This is a genomic window from Stenotrophomonas genospecies 3 (assembly GCF_054473855.1).
The window spans coordinates 135,454-149,729 of the sequence record NZ_JBTMUR010000013.1 but is presented as its reverse complement, the minus strand read 5'-3'; the positions used below and the strand labels follow the sequence as shown (position 1 = coordinate 149,729).

The window sequence follows — 14,276 nt, the reverse complement described above, 5'->3', positions numbered from 1 at the left end:
GATCCGGCCATGCTGAAGGTGGGTCAAGCCTGCTTCCAGCAGGCTTGACCACGAACATAGGATCTCGACTCTACAGATGCGCGCACCGCAGCGTTGACGTTACGGCGCTGTGCGCGCCTGCAATGCGATACGGTTGCCTTCGCTGTCGCGGATCTCGGCCACGCGCCAATCGCCGGCATCGGCCGGGCCGAAGCGCAGCTCGGCTCCGGCCTGCAGCGCACGGTCGAGGCTGGCATCCAGGTCACCGACGCCGATGTAGATGCGCGCGCCCTGCTCGGAAGGCAGATAGTCCGCGCCGTGCACCAGCGCAATGCTGGCACCGGCGGCCTCATCGGAAAACGGTAGATAGGCCATCCGGCAGTCGTGCAGCACGATGGGTTCGTCCACCGCAACCTGCAGCCATCGCTGGTAGAACGTGATGGCCCGGTCCAGGTCACTGGCCGGGATTTCCACATGCAGGATCGGGTTCACTGACATTCCTTGCCACGTCCACTCAGATGATGCGCAGGGTAATCGCCTTCAGCACTGCACGGGTGCGATCGCGGGTGCCCAGCTTGTCGAGTATGGCGGACACGTAGTTCTTCACCGTGCCCTCGGCCAGGAACAGGCTGCGCGCGATCTCCTTGTTGCTGTAGCCCCCGGCCAGCAGGCGCAGGATTGCCACTTCACGTTCGCCGAAGGTATCGGTGGGCGGCGCTTCATCGTGGAAGCGGTAACGCGCGCGCACCGGATCGGTACTGACCGGCAGCAGCAGGGTCTCGCCAGCGGCAACGCGTTCGATGGCCTCGCGCAGGTCGGCCGGCGCGGCATCCTTGAGCAGGAAGCCCTGTGCGCCGGCCTCGCTGGCGCGCAGCAGCAGATCACTTTCATCGAAGGTGGTCAGCAGCAGCCACGGCGTGGCATCGCCGCGCGCGCGCAGCTGGCGCAGTGCCTCGATCCCATCCAGCCCTGGCATGCGGATGTCACTGAGCACCACGTCCACGCGCTGCGTATCCAGCGCATCCAGCAGGGCCTGGCCATCCTCGGCCTCCAGCACCACGTCCACCCCCAGGCCCTGCAGCAGCGCACGCAGGCCTGCACGCACCAATGCCTGGTCGTCGGCCAGCGCTACGCGGATTGCGGCCGGGCTCATGCCGGCAACCGCGCGGTCAGATGCATGCCGCCCTGCGCGGTTCGGGCCAACTCCAGCCGCCCCTGTACGGCCGCCAGGCGCTCGCGCATGCCGGCGATGCCATTGCCCTCGCGGATGCGTTCGGCGCGCTGGCCATCATCGCGGATATCGATACGCAACTGGGATTCCTCTTCACTGATCGTCAACCACACGGTGTCTGCATTGCCGTGCCGGGCGGCATTGGTCAGGGCCTCCTGTACCAGCCGCAGCACGGTCTCGGCCATCAACGGGTCAGCCACGCGCACCCCGTCGCCGATCTGCAGCTGCAGCTTCGGTCGTGGGAAGGGTGCGGCCAGCGCATGCAGCGCGGTGGCCAGATCGAGGCCGCGATCATCGCGCATCGACTGCACCACCTGGCGGATGTCGGCCAGCAACTCGCCGGACAACTGTTCGGCCAGCACCAGCCCTTCGCGGCCGGCCAGCGCAGGGTCTGCGGCCAGGGCGCGCAGGTTGAGCCGCATCGCGGTGAGCTTGTGCCCGGCCACATCGTGCAGCTCGCGCGCCAGGCGCAGGCGCTCGGCATCGCGTGCGCTGTCGGCCAGCAGCGCGCGGGTGGCCAGCAGGTCGGCGTTGACCCGGGCCAGGTCGTCGCGGGCCAGCGCCGTGCTGCGGGCATAGTGCGCGGTCAGCGCGGCGAAGGCCTGGAAACCGCCATACAGCAACACCACCAGCAGCGGCTGGCTGAAGCCGCTGTGGCGGAGCACGGCATACACCGCCAGGTTGGCCAGCAGCGCAACGCCCAGCACGAAGCGCGGCGGCCAGTGTTCGGCCAGCTGTGCAACCAGCACCACCAGCAGCACCGGGGCGGTACCGGTACGCGGCTGCAGCGCAACCAGCACAACCGCCAGCAGCGCCTGCAACACCGCAGCAGCGGCGCGCACGCGGGATGGCATCGACGCCCAGCCGTGCACCACGAACAGCAGCAGGAACACAGCAAGCAACAGCAGGCTCAGCCCGGCGCCACTGCGCTGCACTGCGAACGACAGGCCGACCACCAGCACGGTGATCAGGCCGGCAAGGCTGAGCGGACGCAACAGATGGCGGAACAGGCTGGGCATGGCCAGATGCTGACGGCCGCGCACGCCGGCGGCAATGGGTCCGGCGCAGAAAGTGACTTCTGGCACGTCGAATCGATGACCACTGGCCCTGAACCCGGTGCAGCGCCCCACGCAGACTGGCTCCACACCGCCACACACACTTCCGGAGCCACTGCCATGATCCGCACCGCCCTGCTCAGCACCGCACTGACTGCCCTGGCCCTGGCCGGCAGTGCCCACGCCGCCGACCTGGCCGTGACCGTGCACGACGTCCGCGCGCAGACCGGCACCCTGCGCGTTGCGTTGGTCGGCAACGCCGCCGCCTGGGACGGCAAGGCCAAGCCCGTGCAGGCCCAGCAGGCGGCGCCCAGCGGCGACAGCGCCCACTTCACGTTCAAGGGCGTGCCGGCCGGCAGCTATGCCGTGCTGCTCACCCACGACGAGAACGACAACGGCAAGCTCGACACCAACCTGGTCGGGATGCCGGTGGAAGGCTACGGCTTCAGCAACAACCCGCAGGTGATGCGCAAGCCGACCTTCGACGAGGCGCGCGTCGACGTGCCGGCCGCCGGCACCGCCATCGACATCACCCTGCGCTGATTCCGCATCCATACCCGAGGCCACCATGGACCGTCGCCGCTTCCTTCGTACCCTGCTCAGCAGCAGTGCCTGTCTGGCCCTGGGCGCCACCGCGCTGCGCAGCGCTCCCGCCTTCGCCGGCGACCCGGCGCGGTTCGCGCAGGGCATGCAGGAACACCCGTGGCTGCTTGGCTGGCGCAGCGTCGGCAGCGAAAGCCTCGGCCCGACCACCGTGCAGTTGCAGGGAAAGCTGCCGTCAGGCCTGGCCGGTACGCTGTACCGCAACGGCCCGGCGTGGACCGAGCGCGATGGCTTCCGCTATGACCACTGGTTCGACGGCGACGGCATGGTGCATGGCTGGCGCTTCAATGGTGATGGCAGCCTGACCCATCACGGGCGCATGGTCGCCACGCCGAAATTCACCCGTGAACAGAAGGCCGGCCGCTTCCAGTATCCGGCTGCCGGCACCAGCGTTCCCGGTGCGCTGGCAGTTCGAAACAACGACGATGCCAACGTGGCCAATACCTCGGTAACCATGATCAATGGCCGCCTGTTCGCGCTGTGCGAGTCCGGCTCGGCATTCGAAGTAGACCCCGATTCCCTGCAGACGCTGGGTCCGGTGACCTGGCGTCCGGACCTCGCCGCACTGCCGTTCTCGGCGCACCCGCTGCGCGACCGCGACGGCAGCGTCTGGAACTTCGGCTCGATCAGCCTGATGGGTGGCCATGGCCTGCTGGTCTGGCACATCGGTGCGAACGGCCAGCTGCGCAGCGCCAATGTGATCGAAACACCCGAGCATGGCTACCTGCATGCCTTCGCGATGACCGACCAGCACCTGGTGTTCGTGATGATGCCGTTCGATTTCACCGGCGCAGGCGGCAGCTTCTTCGAGCGCATGCAGTTCGCACCGCAGCGTCCCGTACGCATCGCGGTGGTCGCCAAGGATGCGCCGGACAAGGCGCAGTGGTTCGAAGCCCCGTTCGCGGCGATCTACCACTTCGGCGATGCGTTCACCCGCAATGGCGGCATCGTGCTGCGTGCAGTGCGCCACGACGACATCAATGAGGCGCGCTCGCCGATGAAGGAAGCGATGGCCGGTGATGGCGCACACGCTGCCAACAGTGGCGCCAGCCTGGTCGAGCTGCATCTGGACCTGCGTCGTGGCCAGGCCCGCTGGCAGCCGCTGGGCATCAGCGCAGTGGAGTTCCCGTTGTTCGACCCGCGCTCGGCGAACACACGTGGCGCACGGCTGTATGCGCCGACCATCGACGGCACGGCCAATGCGCCGTACTTCAACGCCGTGGCCGCGTTCGACATCGAGCACGGGCGCCGCCAGCTGTGGAACTATGGCCCGGACATCATGGCCGAAGAGCATGTGTTCGTACCGCGCCCGGGCAGCCGCAACGCCGATGATGGCTGGCTGATCGGCACCCTGCTTGACCCGGTGAACAAGCGCAGCGGCCTGGCGGTGCTCGATGCCCGCCACCTGGACGACGGTCCGCTGGCACAGGCCTGGCTGCCCTATGCGGTACCACTGGGCTTCCACGGCACCTTCGCCGCGCGCGGCTGATTCCACGCCACGCGGACACCGTTATTGGCATGCTGGGTCTCCCCTGCCCCGTGGAGTCCCGCATGTCCCTGGCCGACCACCGAAGTACGCTGGCACCACACGGTTTCCTGCGCGCGGCGATCAACCTGGGCAACCCGGTGCTGGCCCAGGGCGATGCGCGCTCACCGCGCGGCCCCTCACTGGAACTGGCTACCGCATTGGCGCAACGGATGGGGGTGCAGGCTCGCTTCACCTGCCACGATGCCGCAGCCTCGGTGGTCGAGGCAGCAGGCGAAGACGGCTGGGATCTGGCCTTCCTGGCCATCGATCCGGCACGCGCCGACCGCATTGCCTTCAGTGCTCCGTATGTGGAGATCGAAGGCACCTATCTGGTGCGCGAGGACAGCCCTGCGCAGCAGGTGGCCGACCTGGATCGCGAGGGGCTGCGCATCGCGGTGGGGCGTGGCGCGGCCTATGACCTGTTCCTCAGTCGCGAACTGCGCCACGCCACGATCGAGCGGGCGGAGACCTCGGCGGCGGCCATCACCCTGTTCGATCAGCAGCGCCTGGATGCCGCCGCCGGTGTACGCCAGCCGCTGGAAGCATGGGCGCAGGTGCATCCCGGCCACCGTGTGCTGGCCGGCCGTTTCACCGCGATCCAGCAGGCAGTGGCGGCGCCGGCCTCACGCCCGGCCGATGCATTGCGGGCGTTGTTCGAGGAAGTGGAGGCGATCAAGGCAGGCCCGTTGCTTGAGGCAGCGTTCGCGCGTGCCGGGCAGGCGGTCACGCTGGTTCGGTGACTGTAGAGCACCAGCAGTCGAGCATGGCTCGACGCTACAGATCCAGATGCAATGGTCGAGCATGGCTCGACGCTATAGATGTGCGTCTGCCATGTGCCGCACGTGCTCGGCGGCCTGCGCGTGCAGCCAGTCGCGGAACGCAAGGAAACCGCGATGGCTGGCCGAGCGCTGCGGGTACACCAGCCAATGCGGCCAGTCGGTTTTCAGGCGCTGGCTGGACAGTGCAACCAGCTGGCCCGAATCCAGCAGCAGCCGCGCCCGCGTCACCCGCCCGAGCGCTACGCCCACGCCATCCAGAGCGGCGCGATGGTGCGCCTCCGAATCATCCAGCACCGCCACGAAACGCGACGGTGGGCTCTGCCCGCTCAACGCGAACCAGGCGCCCCACGCGCCATCCGGATCACCGAGCAGCGGCCACCGGGTCAACGGCACACGGTCAATGCCGCCCATGCGTTCGATCAGCGCCGGGCTCGCCATCGGCACCAGCCACTCGTCGAACAGCGGTTCCACCACCAGGCCCGGCCATTGCCCGCTGCCCAGACGCAGCGCGGCGTCGAACTGGCGCTGCCGCTCGAAATCAATCAGGCGTTCACTCGACTGCAGGTTGATCTCGATCTGTGGATGCTCGGCCACGAAGTGACCCAGGCGCGGCACCAGCCAGGCCGACGCCATCGACGGCACCGCGCTGATCGTCAGCACGTGCTCGGCACGTGCGGCATAGGGCTGGAAGGCTTCGTTGATCGCATCCAGATGCGGTCCGACCTGGTCGAGCAGGCGCTGCCCCTCAAGGGTGAGGGTGACACCACGCGGCTGGCGGATCAGCAGCGGCTGCCCGAGCCGTTCTTCCAGCTGCCGCATCTGATGGCTGAGCGCACTGACGGTCACATTCATCGACGCAGCGGCACGCGACAGGTTGCCGAGCCGGGCAGCAGCCACGAAGCCCTGCAGGGCATGGAGCGGAGGGCGGGACATCAGGCTTGAATTCCTCTCAAGGCATGCTTGCGGAAATGTCGCTTTTTGCCCGTCCATGCTGCCCGTATCGTGCAATCCACTCAAGTGGAGGCACGCTCATGAACATCTTCAGCGGCTTGTTGTTCCTGCACGGCCACGTGGCCAGTGTCGAGCTGGCACGCCAGCTGGCCAGCCCGTCGCCGACGCCGCCGCCCAGCACCGCCCCCGGTAGTGCCGGCCGCTGGCCGGCAACCTCGCCGACCGGGAAACCTGCAGCTGCCAGCCAGCGGCCGGCACACCCCTAACGCTGCAGCGCTTCCTGCACCGCCGCAGCCACGTCGGTGTTGTCGATGTAACTGCCGTCGTTCCAGCGCACGTGCTGACGGTAGCCGGCATCAACGCCCCGCACGCGCTGGCCCAGCAGCTCCGCGCCCGCGCCCTTGGCCCACAACGGCACCAGCGCATTGGAATGGTTGCCGGTGGGACGGAAGCTGATCCCGGGCATGCGCCCACGGCCGTTGTTGCGCACCGGCTCGAAGGCGACGTTCTGTGCATCCGGGCCCATCGGCATGCTGTTGTCGTGGTCGGTGGTGACGATCAGCAGGTTGCGCTCCCAGCCACCGTTGCGTTCGATCCACTCGATCACTGCTGTCACCGCGTCGTTGAACTCCACGGTTTCCTCGATCAGCCGGCCGTACTGCGGCTGGTCGCTGCACTGGCCGTAGTGCCATTCAGTGCCGCAGGCACTGGTATGGGCGGCCCAGTCGGTGGCGCCACCTTCCACCATCAGGAACAGGCCGTTGGACGAACGCTGCTGCAGGAATTGCAGCGCGCCACGGGTCATGGTCGCAAGATCCGGCACGCTGTCGATCTTCCTCACACCGGAAGGCGTGGCCGCATCCTTGCCCAGCACCTGCAGCTGGCGCGCCTGCTGCAGCGTGTTGGCCACGCGCGGCACGCCGATCAGCGGCCGGTCGGCCGGCAACCGTCCCTGCGCCAGCGCGGCGAACGCTTCCTTGCTGCGGATCAGGCGCCACGGCCCCGACGGATTGCCGCCGATGGTGCTGCCCGCTTCCAGCTGCTGCCAATCCTGCTGCGACACCCATTCCCACGGGTTCGCACAGCCCTCGGCCTTGGCCGTGCCGGCACTCTCGTCACAGGCGCGACCATCAACGCTGTAGCCAGGGCCTCCGGTGCCCATCACCAGGTCCATATGCCCCTGTGCCAGCATCTGATGGGCGATGGCGTGATAGTTGTTGCGCGATTCGTTCTGCGCCGCGAACGCGGCCGGCGTGGCATGCGCGAACGGTACCGAAGTCACCACACCGGTCGCCATGCCCAGCCGCTTGGCGCGCAGCGTGTTGAACTCGATCGGCTGGCCATCGTTGTTGAAGTTGATGGCGTTGTTATAGGTCTTGATGCCCGAGGACAACGCGGTACCCGCCGCCGCACTGTCGGTAGCCACCGCAGCCAGGTACTGGTAGCCCGCAAACGGCAGGTCCTGCGCAGGAACCGGTGTGTCATCCCAGGCCTTGCCCGCGTCGTAACCCAGGGTCTGTGCGTTGTCGCGGGTCGGCTGGCTGCTGGCATTCAACGGGAAGGTGGTTACCGCCAGGCGCTGCGGAAAATCCGCATACGGGGCCCCTTCGCGGCCGCCGTATTGCCAGTAGGCGGCGGCGTCCCAGGTGCCCCAACCGGCGCCGTCGTTGATCATCACGATCACGTTGTGCGGGCGCGCTGGGCCGGAAGCAACAGCCTCGGCGCGCAGATTGGGCTGGCAGCCGCCAAGTGCGGCCAGCGCGAGCAGCAACGAAGAATGAAGCCAGCGGCGTGGAATGCGTGCAGTCATCGGGTGTCCCGTCGGGCCATCGGCGGCCCACAATTACGATACGTTATATCGTTGCAATATTGCAGCTTCGTGCAGCCGCTGCACACTATCCTGCAGGCCCCCACTGCCATCCTCGTTTCCATGCCGTCTCCTGCTCCCGCGCGTGCACCGCTGTCCTCCATCACCCTCGATGCGGCAACGTTCGCGGTGATTCACCAGCACAACGCGGACATCGCCAGGCAACCGGCCTCGCTGACCAAGCTGATGACCGCCTATGCCGCGTACGAATGCGTCGAAGAGAACGGAGGCGCGTGGGACGAAGCGGTCACCATCGCCGCCGGGGATGTGCACGCGGTGGCCGATGATGAAACGCGCATGGGCCTGGTGCCCGGTGAAACAGTCACCCTCGCGCGCCTGCTGGAAGGACTGATGATCGTCTCCGGCAATGACGCGGCGCTGGCCATCGCGCGCCATCTGGACGGATCACAGCCTGCGTTCCTGGAGCGCATGAACCGGCACGCACGCCAGCTCGGCCTGCGCAGCAGCTGGTTCGCCAGCGTGTCCGGCATCACCACCCCGCACCATGCGTCCAGCGCGCGCGACATGGCGGTGCTGGCCGCCTGCCTGTTGAACGATCATCCGCAGATCCTGGCGATCACCGCGCAGCGCGTGTTCGCGCACGGCAGCTTCAGCCGCAGCAACCAGAACGCCCTGCTTGGCGATGACGGCGTGGATGGCTTGAAGACCGGCTACACCCAGGCCGCAGGCTTCTGCCTGGCCGCCACCGCCTGCCGGGCAGTGCCCGGGCGGGATCAGCCGGTGCGCCTGATCACCGTGGTGCTGGGTTCTGAAAGCCGCGACGCACGCGATGCCCTTGTGCGCGAGCGGCTGGCCGCCGGGTTCGCGGCGCTGGCCGACAGCACCGCCGACGCCTGAGCGGCTCAGCGCCGCTTGACCGTTGCCACGATCAGCCGCTGCAGCTCGGCTTCGGCTGCGGCCTTGTCCAGCGCGCCTGCTGCCACGGCTTCGGACAGGGCTTCGGCCGCACCGAGAATCGCCCAGCGCCCGGCCAGTGGCACCGTGCCGTCGGCAGCAAACGGGCCCAGCCAGGTATCGCAGTTGTCGATGAAATCCTGCTGGTAGCGCCGCCGCACCTCGTGCAGTTCCGGCGCGCCCACCAGCGCGGCGAGGATGCCCTGCACTTCACTGCCCTGGCTGAGGATGCAGTCGATGTAGCCGGAGGCGATGGCCGCCGCACGATCGGCCAACTGCGCCCGTGCGCGGCCGATGCGCTCGTTGAAGACCACCGTCTGGCGACCGTCGTAGTCATCGTAGAGCGCGGCCAGCAGGCCGTTGCGGGTCACGAAGTGATCGTAGGCCACCGGCTTGGTCACGCCCGCGGCCTCGGCCAGCCGACCCAGGGTCAACGCGTCGGTGCCTTCTTCGCCAACCAGCGCCCAGGCCACGTCCAGCAACTGGCGGGCGCGTTGCTCGCGGGTCAATCGGCGGCGCGTGGGAGCGGCGTTGGCAGGCATCGGCGGAACACGGCGATCAGTGCATCGGAGTTCCGATTTTACGGCCGATCGCCAGCGCGGTCTGCAGATGCGTTTCGGCCGCACCGGTATCGGCATCCAGCAGCAGGTCTGACGTCAGCACGCGCGCGCCGCAGTAGTCGAAGATGCCCATGTCGATCTGCGTCTTCATCGCCGCGCCGTAACCGCGCCGTTCGATCATGTCCGCGCCGGCTCCACCGATGCCGACCAGGTGCACGCGCAACCGCTGCAGCTTCTTCTGCACCTTGCCGTCTGCACCGTCCTGGTAGGCCCAGCCCTGGGTGAACACGCGATCGATCCAGCCCTTCAGCAGCGCAGGGAACGACCACCAGTACAGCGGGTAGACCAGTACCAGCGTGTCGGCAGCATCCAGCCGCGCCTGCTCGGCGGCGACGTCGGCTGGAGGTGCGCCGGTGCCACGGAACAGCGCCTGGTCGTGCGTGTTGAAGCGCGGATCGAAGCCTTCGGCCATCAGATCGGCATGGGTCACGGTATTGGCGGCATCCGTTGCGGTGATGGCTTCGCCGATGCGCCTGGCGATGGCATGGGTCAACGCGGCGGATTCAGGATGGGCGGTAACGATGAGGGTGTGCATGGGGGATGTCCGGAATTCACTACCTACCAATAGTAGTTAATGACGCCCGGGACACCAGCGCCATGCGTGGGACGCTGTTTCCGCATCCGCCGTATAGTGCGGCGGTTCCCGCTGAGATACCCGACGATGCACCGATACCTGCTCGCCCTTCTGCTGGCCCTGCCGATGGCAATGGCCGTTGCGCCAGCGCTGGCCGGTGAGCTCAGTCCGGAAGACTCAGCCGCATTGCGTCAGGACGTGCAGGCGATGATGGGCGCATTCGCCCGCGGCGATGCCGAGTTGATCATCGCCCGAACCCATCCCAGCCTGAAGCGCCTGGCCGGGGGCGATGAGGCCTATGCGCGTATGACTCGCGACACCCTGAAAGAGCTGCGCAAGGCCGGGGTCACCATCATCAGCGACGAGGCCGGCGTGCCGGGCCACACCTATGCAGCCGGTGATGAGGAAGTCTGCTTCGTGCCACGCCAGTCGCTGCTGCGCGTGCGCGAGGCGCCGATGCGCAGCACCTCGTTCATGCTCGCCGTGCGCCGCGTCGGCACAGCCCAATGGAGTTTCATTGACGGTGCTGCGTTGCTGGACAATCCCGCGCTGCTGCGGCAACTGCTGCCAGCGTTGGAGCCTGGGGTGACGCTGCCCAAGGGTGGGATGGAAGCGCTGTAATCGCAGGCGCATCCATCCACGCATGGCGTGGATCTACTATCCCTGCTGGTCTGGGACTGCACCGGGATTTCGCTCAACGGAACAGCGCGTTCAACGCGGCCCCGGAAGCCGCCTGCTGCAGGCCGTCGAAGCGTCCGTCCTGCACGATCGGCTGTGTCGCCAGCATCAGTCCGCCCCATGCAGCACGGGCCAGCGCACCGCCCAGGCTGATCCGGCGTACGCCGAGAGCAGCGATGTCCTGCAGGCGCAGCAGTGTCGGCCCACCGACCAGCAGGTTCACCGGCTTCGACCCTGCGGCGGCAACCACCGCGCTGATCTGCTCGCGCGTGCTGATGCCTGGTGCATACAGCACGTCTGCACCGGCCTCGGCATAGGCGCGCAGGCGCTGCAGGGTGTCCGGCAGATCCGGCACGCCGACGAAGAAGTTCTCGGCACGGCCAACCAGCAGCACGTCGCCGCCCGCGCGGTCGATGGCTGCACGGGCAGCGCGCAGACGCTCCACCGCCTGATCGATCGGACGCAGCGGTGCATCGGCGACGCCGCTGGCATCCTCGATCGACAACGCCGCGATGCCGGTGTCGATCGCCGCGGCCACCGCCTCCTGCACCTTCTGCGGCGTATCACCGAAACCATCGCCGAAATCGGCGTTCAACGGCAGCGGCGTCGCTGCCGCCATCAGGCGCAGATGGTCCAGCGTGGCCTGCAGCGAAACCGCTCCGTCCGGCCGCCCTTCGCTCCAGGCACAGCCGGCACTGGTCGTGGCCAGTGCCTGGAAGCCCTGCCGCTGCAGGTAGCGCGCACTGCCCACGTCCCATGGATTGGGCAGTACGAAGCACCCTGCTGCATGCAGCTGGCGGAAGGCCGCGCGCTTGCGTTGGGTATCGGCATCGGGCGAGGTCATGGCGGGCTCCGGGGCGGCAGACCTGCACCCTAGCCCGCCCTGCAGCCGGGCTCAACGACGACGGCGCAAACCTGCATGAGGTGATGCCACCTGCTTATTGGACGCTGTGGATGCAGGTGCCCGAGCGTGCTTGCCTGCCCACACGATGCCGCCACGGAGCCCTTCATGCACCCGGACCCGCTGACCTTGATCGACGCCGGCGACGATGACGCCCACTGGGCCGACCTGCTTTCTCCCACACGCCGCCGCCTGATCGCATCGGCCGGTCTGGCCGCCGGCGGCCTGGCCAGTGCGTCGACCGCCGCCGCAGCCCCGCGCGGCGAAAGCACGGTGAACACCACCGAACCCGGGCGCCCAGGCTTCCGTGCCATCGTCCCGCCGCCGGTGAAGGGCAGCAGCCCCTGGGGCCAAGTCACCGCCAGCGAACCGACCCCGCGCCCGGCCAGCGTGCGTCCCGGGGAGGCCACCCTGCCCGCGACCCCACGTGCCTACACCGACATCAAGAGCTATCACGCGCATATCTACTTCGACGAGGACAGCTTCGAGAAAGCTGCACTGCTGCGGCGCTGGGCGGCCGAGCGCTTCCCGGTGGAGCTGGGCAACTGGAACCTGGAACCACGCGGACCGCACGTCACCCCGTCGTTCTATTTCGGCTTCACCAACGACCTGCTGCCGGTGCTGGTGCCCTGGCTGCAGCTCAACAGCCTGGGCCTGACCATCCTGATCCACCCCAATACCGGTGATGGCCGCGCCGACCATCTGTATTACGCGTTGTGGGTGAACCGCGCGCAGCCGGTGAACGCCTACAACTGGCCGGCACCGAAGCCGGGGGAACGGGAGCCCTTGGAGGAGGTGTTCCCGAACGTGGTGCCGACGGTGCCGCTGGAGACGTGAGCGGGTGCGTGGCGGGGGCGGTGGGTGGCGTGCAGCGCACCCTGGGCTGCCCCTCGGTGGGTGCGTAGCCTGCTGCGCACCGAACTTCCGTCATCCACGCATGGCGTGGATCTACCGCATCACAGCCCGTTGCGGCATCGGTCATCGCCCGGCCTGCCGCCATCGTCGGCCTACGTGCACGCATCCCCCAGCTGCACGGCGTTCAGCGCGCCTTGATCCAGCGCCCGCCATACGGCCGCAAGCCCTCCGGGGAATTTCAAACAATCGATTGAAACGCTGCAAACTTCGCCGAACTGGACAGCATCCGCCGGTTCCGCCAGACTGCCGCCCTTTCCCGTCTTCCGGATCCCATGGCGAAGCTGCTGGTCCTGCACGGCCCCAACCTCAACCTGCTCGGCACCCGCGAGCCGGAGGTCTACGGCCACACCACGCTGGCCGACATCGACCAGGCGCTGGCCGTCCAGGCCTCGGCTGCCGGGCACGCGGTGGAGAGCCTGCAGTCCAATGCCGAGCACGTGCTGGTGGACCGCGTGCAGGCCGCACGCGACGACGGAACCGCTTTCATCCTGATCAACCCCGCCGCCTTCACCCACACCTCGGTCGCCCTGCGCGATGCGCTGGCGGCGGTGGCGGTGCCGTTCATCGAGATCCACCTGTCCAACCCGCATACCCGCGAACCGTTCCGCCAGCACAGCTACTTCAGTGACAAGGCCGTGGGCGTGGTCTGCGGTTTCGGCGCCGACAGCTACCGCTACGCGATGGACGCGGCGCTGCTGCGCGTGCAGGCGGCCCGCGCGTGAAGATGCTCCCAAGAGTGCTTGCCTGCATCGTGCTGTGGGCCGGCGTGTGCGGCGCCAGCATCGCCGCCGAGCGCGCGGCCGCTGGCATTGACTGCGCGCAGGCGACCGGCGGCTACGAGCGCGACATGTGCGATTCCGATCGCCTGGATGACGCCGACAGCGCATTGAACGCCGTTTACGTCCAGGCGCGCGGCGAACTGAAGGCGCAGGCCGCCGATGGCAGCTGCCGCCGCTGCGCAGCGGCCGAACAGCAGCTGGTGAAGGCCCAGCGCATCTGGATAACCCTGCGCGATGCAGACTGCGAGGCAGTCTACGCCTTCAATGCAGACGGCACCTCGCGCAACCCTGCGAAGATGCAGTGCCTGATCACCCAGACGCGCGACCGTACGCGGCAGCTGCGCGAGTTCTACGAACTGCTTTGACCCGAGCGCGATGCGCTTCCCACCACACTGACATCAAGAGCAAAGAGGCCACCATGGATCTCCGCAAAATCAAGAAGCTGATCGACCTGCTGGAAGAGTCGAACCTGGCTGAAATCGAAATCAAGGAAGGCGAAGAGTCGGTGCGCCTGTCGCGCGCCCCGGTGGCCGGCTATGCCGCCCCGGTCGCCGCCCCGGTGTACGCCGCTCCGGCCGCTCCGGCGCCGCAGGCGATGCCGATGCAGTCGCCGACCGAAGCCTCCACCGGTGGCACCGCCAAGCCGGGCCCGGCGCTGCCGGAAGGCCACGTGCTGCGCTCGCCGATGGTCGGCACCTTCTACGCGTCGTCCGCCCCGGACAAGCCGGCGTTCGTCAGCGTTGGCCAGCAGGTCAAGGAAGGCGAGACCCTGGCCATCATCGAAGCGATGAAGATGTTCAACCCGATCGAAGCCGACAAGTCCGGCACCATCGTCGCCATCCTCGGCGAGAACGGCCAGCCGGTCGAATTCGACCAGCCGCTGTTCGTGATCGGCTGAGGG

18 protein-coding genes are annotated in these 14,276 nt (G+C 67.9%); 10 read left to right on the top strand and 8 right to left on the bottom strand.

Features of this window, described 5'->3' with window-relative positions; all coding sequences use genetic code 11:
• Positions 1 to 99 precede the first annotated feature (99 nt).
• From ACX9OT_RS17565 to ACX9OT_RS17555, 3 genes are read right to left on the bottom strand one after another with little or no spacing between them, the layout of a single operon-like run.
• A complete protein-coding gene (locus ACX9OT_RS17565; RefSeq protein ID WP_032129576.1) occupies positions 100 to 471 on the bottom strand; it encodes a VOC family protein in 372 nt (123 codons plus the stop codon).
• 22 nt (positions 472 to 493) lie between these two features.
• Positions 494 to 1,132 (bottom strand): response regulator transcription factor, encoded by a 639-nt coding sequence (locus tag ACX9OT_RS17560; RefSeq protein ID WP_032129575.1) that lies wholly within the window; start codon positions 1,130 to 1,132, stop codon positions 494 to 496.
• Positions 1,129 to 2,229, bottom strand: a complete 1,101-nt coding sequence (locus ACX9OT_RS17555) for a sensor histidine kinase (RefSeq protein ID WP_049463270.1) — start codon at positions 2,227 to 2,229, stop codon at positions 1,129 to 1,131. The genes ACX9OT_RS17560 and ACX9OT_RS17555 overlap by 4 nt, the downstream gene beginning before the upstream one ends.
• Before the next feature lie 156 nt (positions 2,230 to 2,385).
• Between ACX9OT_RS17555 and ACX9OT_RS17550 the strand changes: the two genes are divergently transcribed.
• From ACX9OT_RS17550 to ACX9OT_RS17540, 3 genes are all read left to right on the top strand, one after another.
• Complete coding sequence (locus ACX9OT_RS17550; RefSeq protein WP_049463271.1) at positions 2,386 to 2,808, top strand: DUF2141 domain-containing protein; 423 nt, start codon at positions 2,386 to 2,388, stop codon at positions 2,806 to 2,808.
• A gap of 25 nt (positions 2,809 to 2,833) precedes the next feature.
• On the top strand, positions 2,834 to 4,357 hold the full coding sequence (locus ACX9OT_RS17545) for a carotenoid oxygenase family protein (RefSeq protein ID WP_049463272.1): 1,524 nt from the start codon (positions 2,834 to 2,836) through the stop codon (positions 4,355 to 4,357).
• 62 nt (positions 4,358 to 4,419) lie between these two features.
• Positions 4,420 to 5,136, top strand: coding sequence for an ABC transporter substrate-binding protein (locus tag ACX9OT_RS17540; RefSeq protein WP_049463273.1), 717 nt, complete (start codon positions 4,420 to 4,422; stop codon positions 5,134 to 5,136).
• A 72-nt stretch (positions 5,137 to 5,208) separates the two neighbouring features.
• Here ACX9OT_RS17540 and ACX9OT_RS17535 read toward each other — a convergent pair whose 3' ends face one another.
• Complete coding sequence (locus ACX9OT_RS17535) at positions 5,209 to 6,108, bottom strand: LysR substrate-binding domain-containing protein (RefSeq protein ID WP_049463274.1); 900 nt, start codon at positions 6,106 to 6,108, stop codon at positions 5,209 to 5,211.
• 98 nt (positions 6,109 to 6,206) lie between these two features.
• On the opposite strand from ACX9OT_RS17535, the gene ACX9OT_RS17530 reads away from it, so the two are divergent.
• Positions 6,207 to 6,392 carry a hypothetical protein gene (locus ACX9OT_RS17530; protein ID WP_049463275.1) on the top strand — a complete coding sequence of 62 codons (186 nt, stop codon included), beginning with the start codon at positions 6,207 to 6,209 and terminating at the stop codon, positions 6,390 to 6,392.
• On the opposite strand, the gene ACX9OT_RS17525 is transcribed toward ACX9OT_RS17530, so the two are convergent.
• On the bottom strand, positions 6,389 to 7,936 hold the full coding sequence (locus ACX9OT_RS17525) for an alkaline phosphatase (protein WP_459003032.1): 1,548 nt from the start codon (positions 7,934 to 7,936) through the stop codon (positions 6,389 to 6,391). The genes ACX9OT_RS17530 and ACX9OT_RS17525 overlap by 4 nt on opposite strands.
• Before the next feature lie 120 nt (positions 7,937 to 8,056).
• On the opposite strand from ACX9OT_RS17525, the gene ACX9OT_RS17520 reads away from it, so the two are divergent.
• The gene (locus ACX9OT_RS17520) at positions 8,057 to 8,851 is read left to right on the top strand and encodes a D-alanyl-D-alanine carboxypeptidase family protein (protein ID WP_277778243.1); all 795 of its coding nucleotides are present in this window, start codon (positions 8,057 to 8,059) and stop codon (positions 8,849 to 8,851) included.
• Between the two features lie 5 nt (positions 8,852 to 8,856).
• Here ACX9OT_RS17520 and ACX9OT_RS17515 read toward each other — a convergent pair whose 3' ends face one another.
• Both ACX9OT_RS17515 and ACX9OT_RS17510 read right to left on the bottom strand, forming a co-directional pair.
• The gene (locus ACX9OT_RS17515; RefSeq protein WP_049401738.1) at positions 8,857 to 9,450 is read right to left on the bottom strand and encodes a TetR/AcrR family transcriptional regulator; all 594 of its coding nucleotides are present in this window, start codon (positions 9,448 to 9,450) and stop codon (positions 8,857 to 8,859) included.
• 16 nt (positions 9,451 to 9,466) lie between these two features.
• Positions 9,467 to 10,063: an NAD(P)H-dependent oxidoreductase gene (locus tag ACX9OT_RS17510; protein WP_277778241.1), complete on the bottom strand. Its 597-nt coding sequence runs from the start codon at positions 10,061 to 10,063 to the stop codon at positions 9,467 to 9,469.
• Positions 10,064 to 10,189: 126 nt separating this feature from the next.
• On the opposite strand from ACX9OT_RS17510, the gene ACX9OT_RS17505 reads away from it, so the two are divergent.
• Positions 10,190 to 10,723 carry a hypothetical protein gene (locus ACX9OT_RS17505; RefSeq protein WP_049401740.1) on the top strand — a complete coding sequence of 178 codons (534 nt, stop codon included), beginning with the start codon at positions 10,190 to 10,192 and terminating at the stop codon, positions 10,721 to 10,723.
• 73 nt (positions 10,724 to 10,796) lie between these two features.
• On the opposite strand, the gene ACX9OT_RS17500 is transcribed toward ACX9OT_RS17505, so the two are convergent.
• A complete protein-coding gene (locus tag ACX9OT_RS17500; RefSeq protein ID WP_277778240.1) occupies positions 10,797 to 11,624 on the bottom strand; it encodes an isocitrate lyase/PEP mutase family protein in 828 nt (275 codons plus the stop codon).
• Positions 11,625 to 11,789: 165 nt separating this feature from the next.
• Between ACX9OT_RS17500 and ACX9OT_RS17495 the strand changes: the two genes are divergently transcribed.
• From ACX9OT_RS17495 to accB, 4 genes are all read left to right on the top strand, one after another.
• The gene (locus ACX9OT_RS17495) at positions 11,790 to 12,518 is read left to right on the top strand and encodes a DOPA 4,5-dioxygenase family protein (protein ID WP_049401742.1); all 729 of its coding nucleotides are present in this window, start codon (positions 11,790 to 11,792) and stop codon (positions 12,516 to 12,518) included.
• Positions 12,519 to 12,868: 350 nt separating this feature from the next.
• Positions 12,869 to 13,318, top strand: coding sequence for a type II 3-dehydroquinate dehydratase (aroQ, locus tag ACX9OT_RS17490; RefSeq protein ID WP_049401743.1), 450 nt, complete (start codon positions 12,869 to 12,871; stop codon positions 13,316 to 13,318).
• Complete coding sequence (locus ACX9OT_RS17485) at positions 13,315 to 13,740, top strand: lysozyme inhibitor LprI family protein (protein ID WP_134952215.1); 426 nt, start codon at positions 13,315 to 13,317, stop codon at positions 13,738 to 13,740. Before aroQ ends, ACX9OT_RS17485 begins: the two co-directional genes overlap by 4 nt.
• Positions 13,741 to 13,793: 53 nt before the next feature.
• A complete protein-coding gene (accB, locus tag ACX9OT_RS17480) occupies positions 13,794 to 14,273 on the top strand; it encodes an acetyl-CoA carboxylase biotin carboxyl carrier protein (protein ID WP_032129560.1) in 480 nt (159 codons plus the stop codon).
• Positions 14,274 to 14,276: the final 3 nt, after the last annotated feature.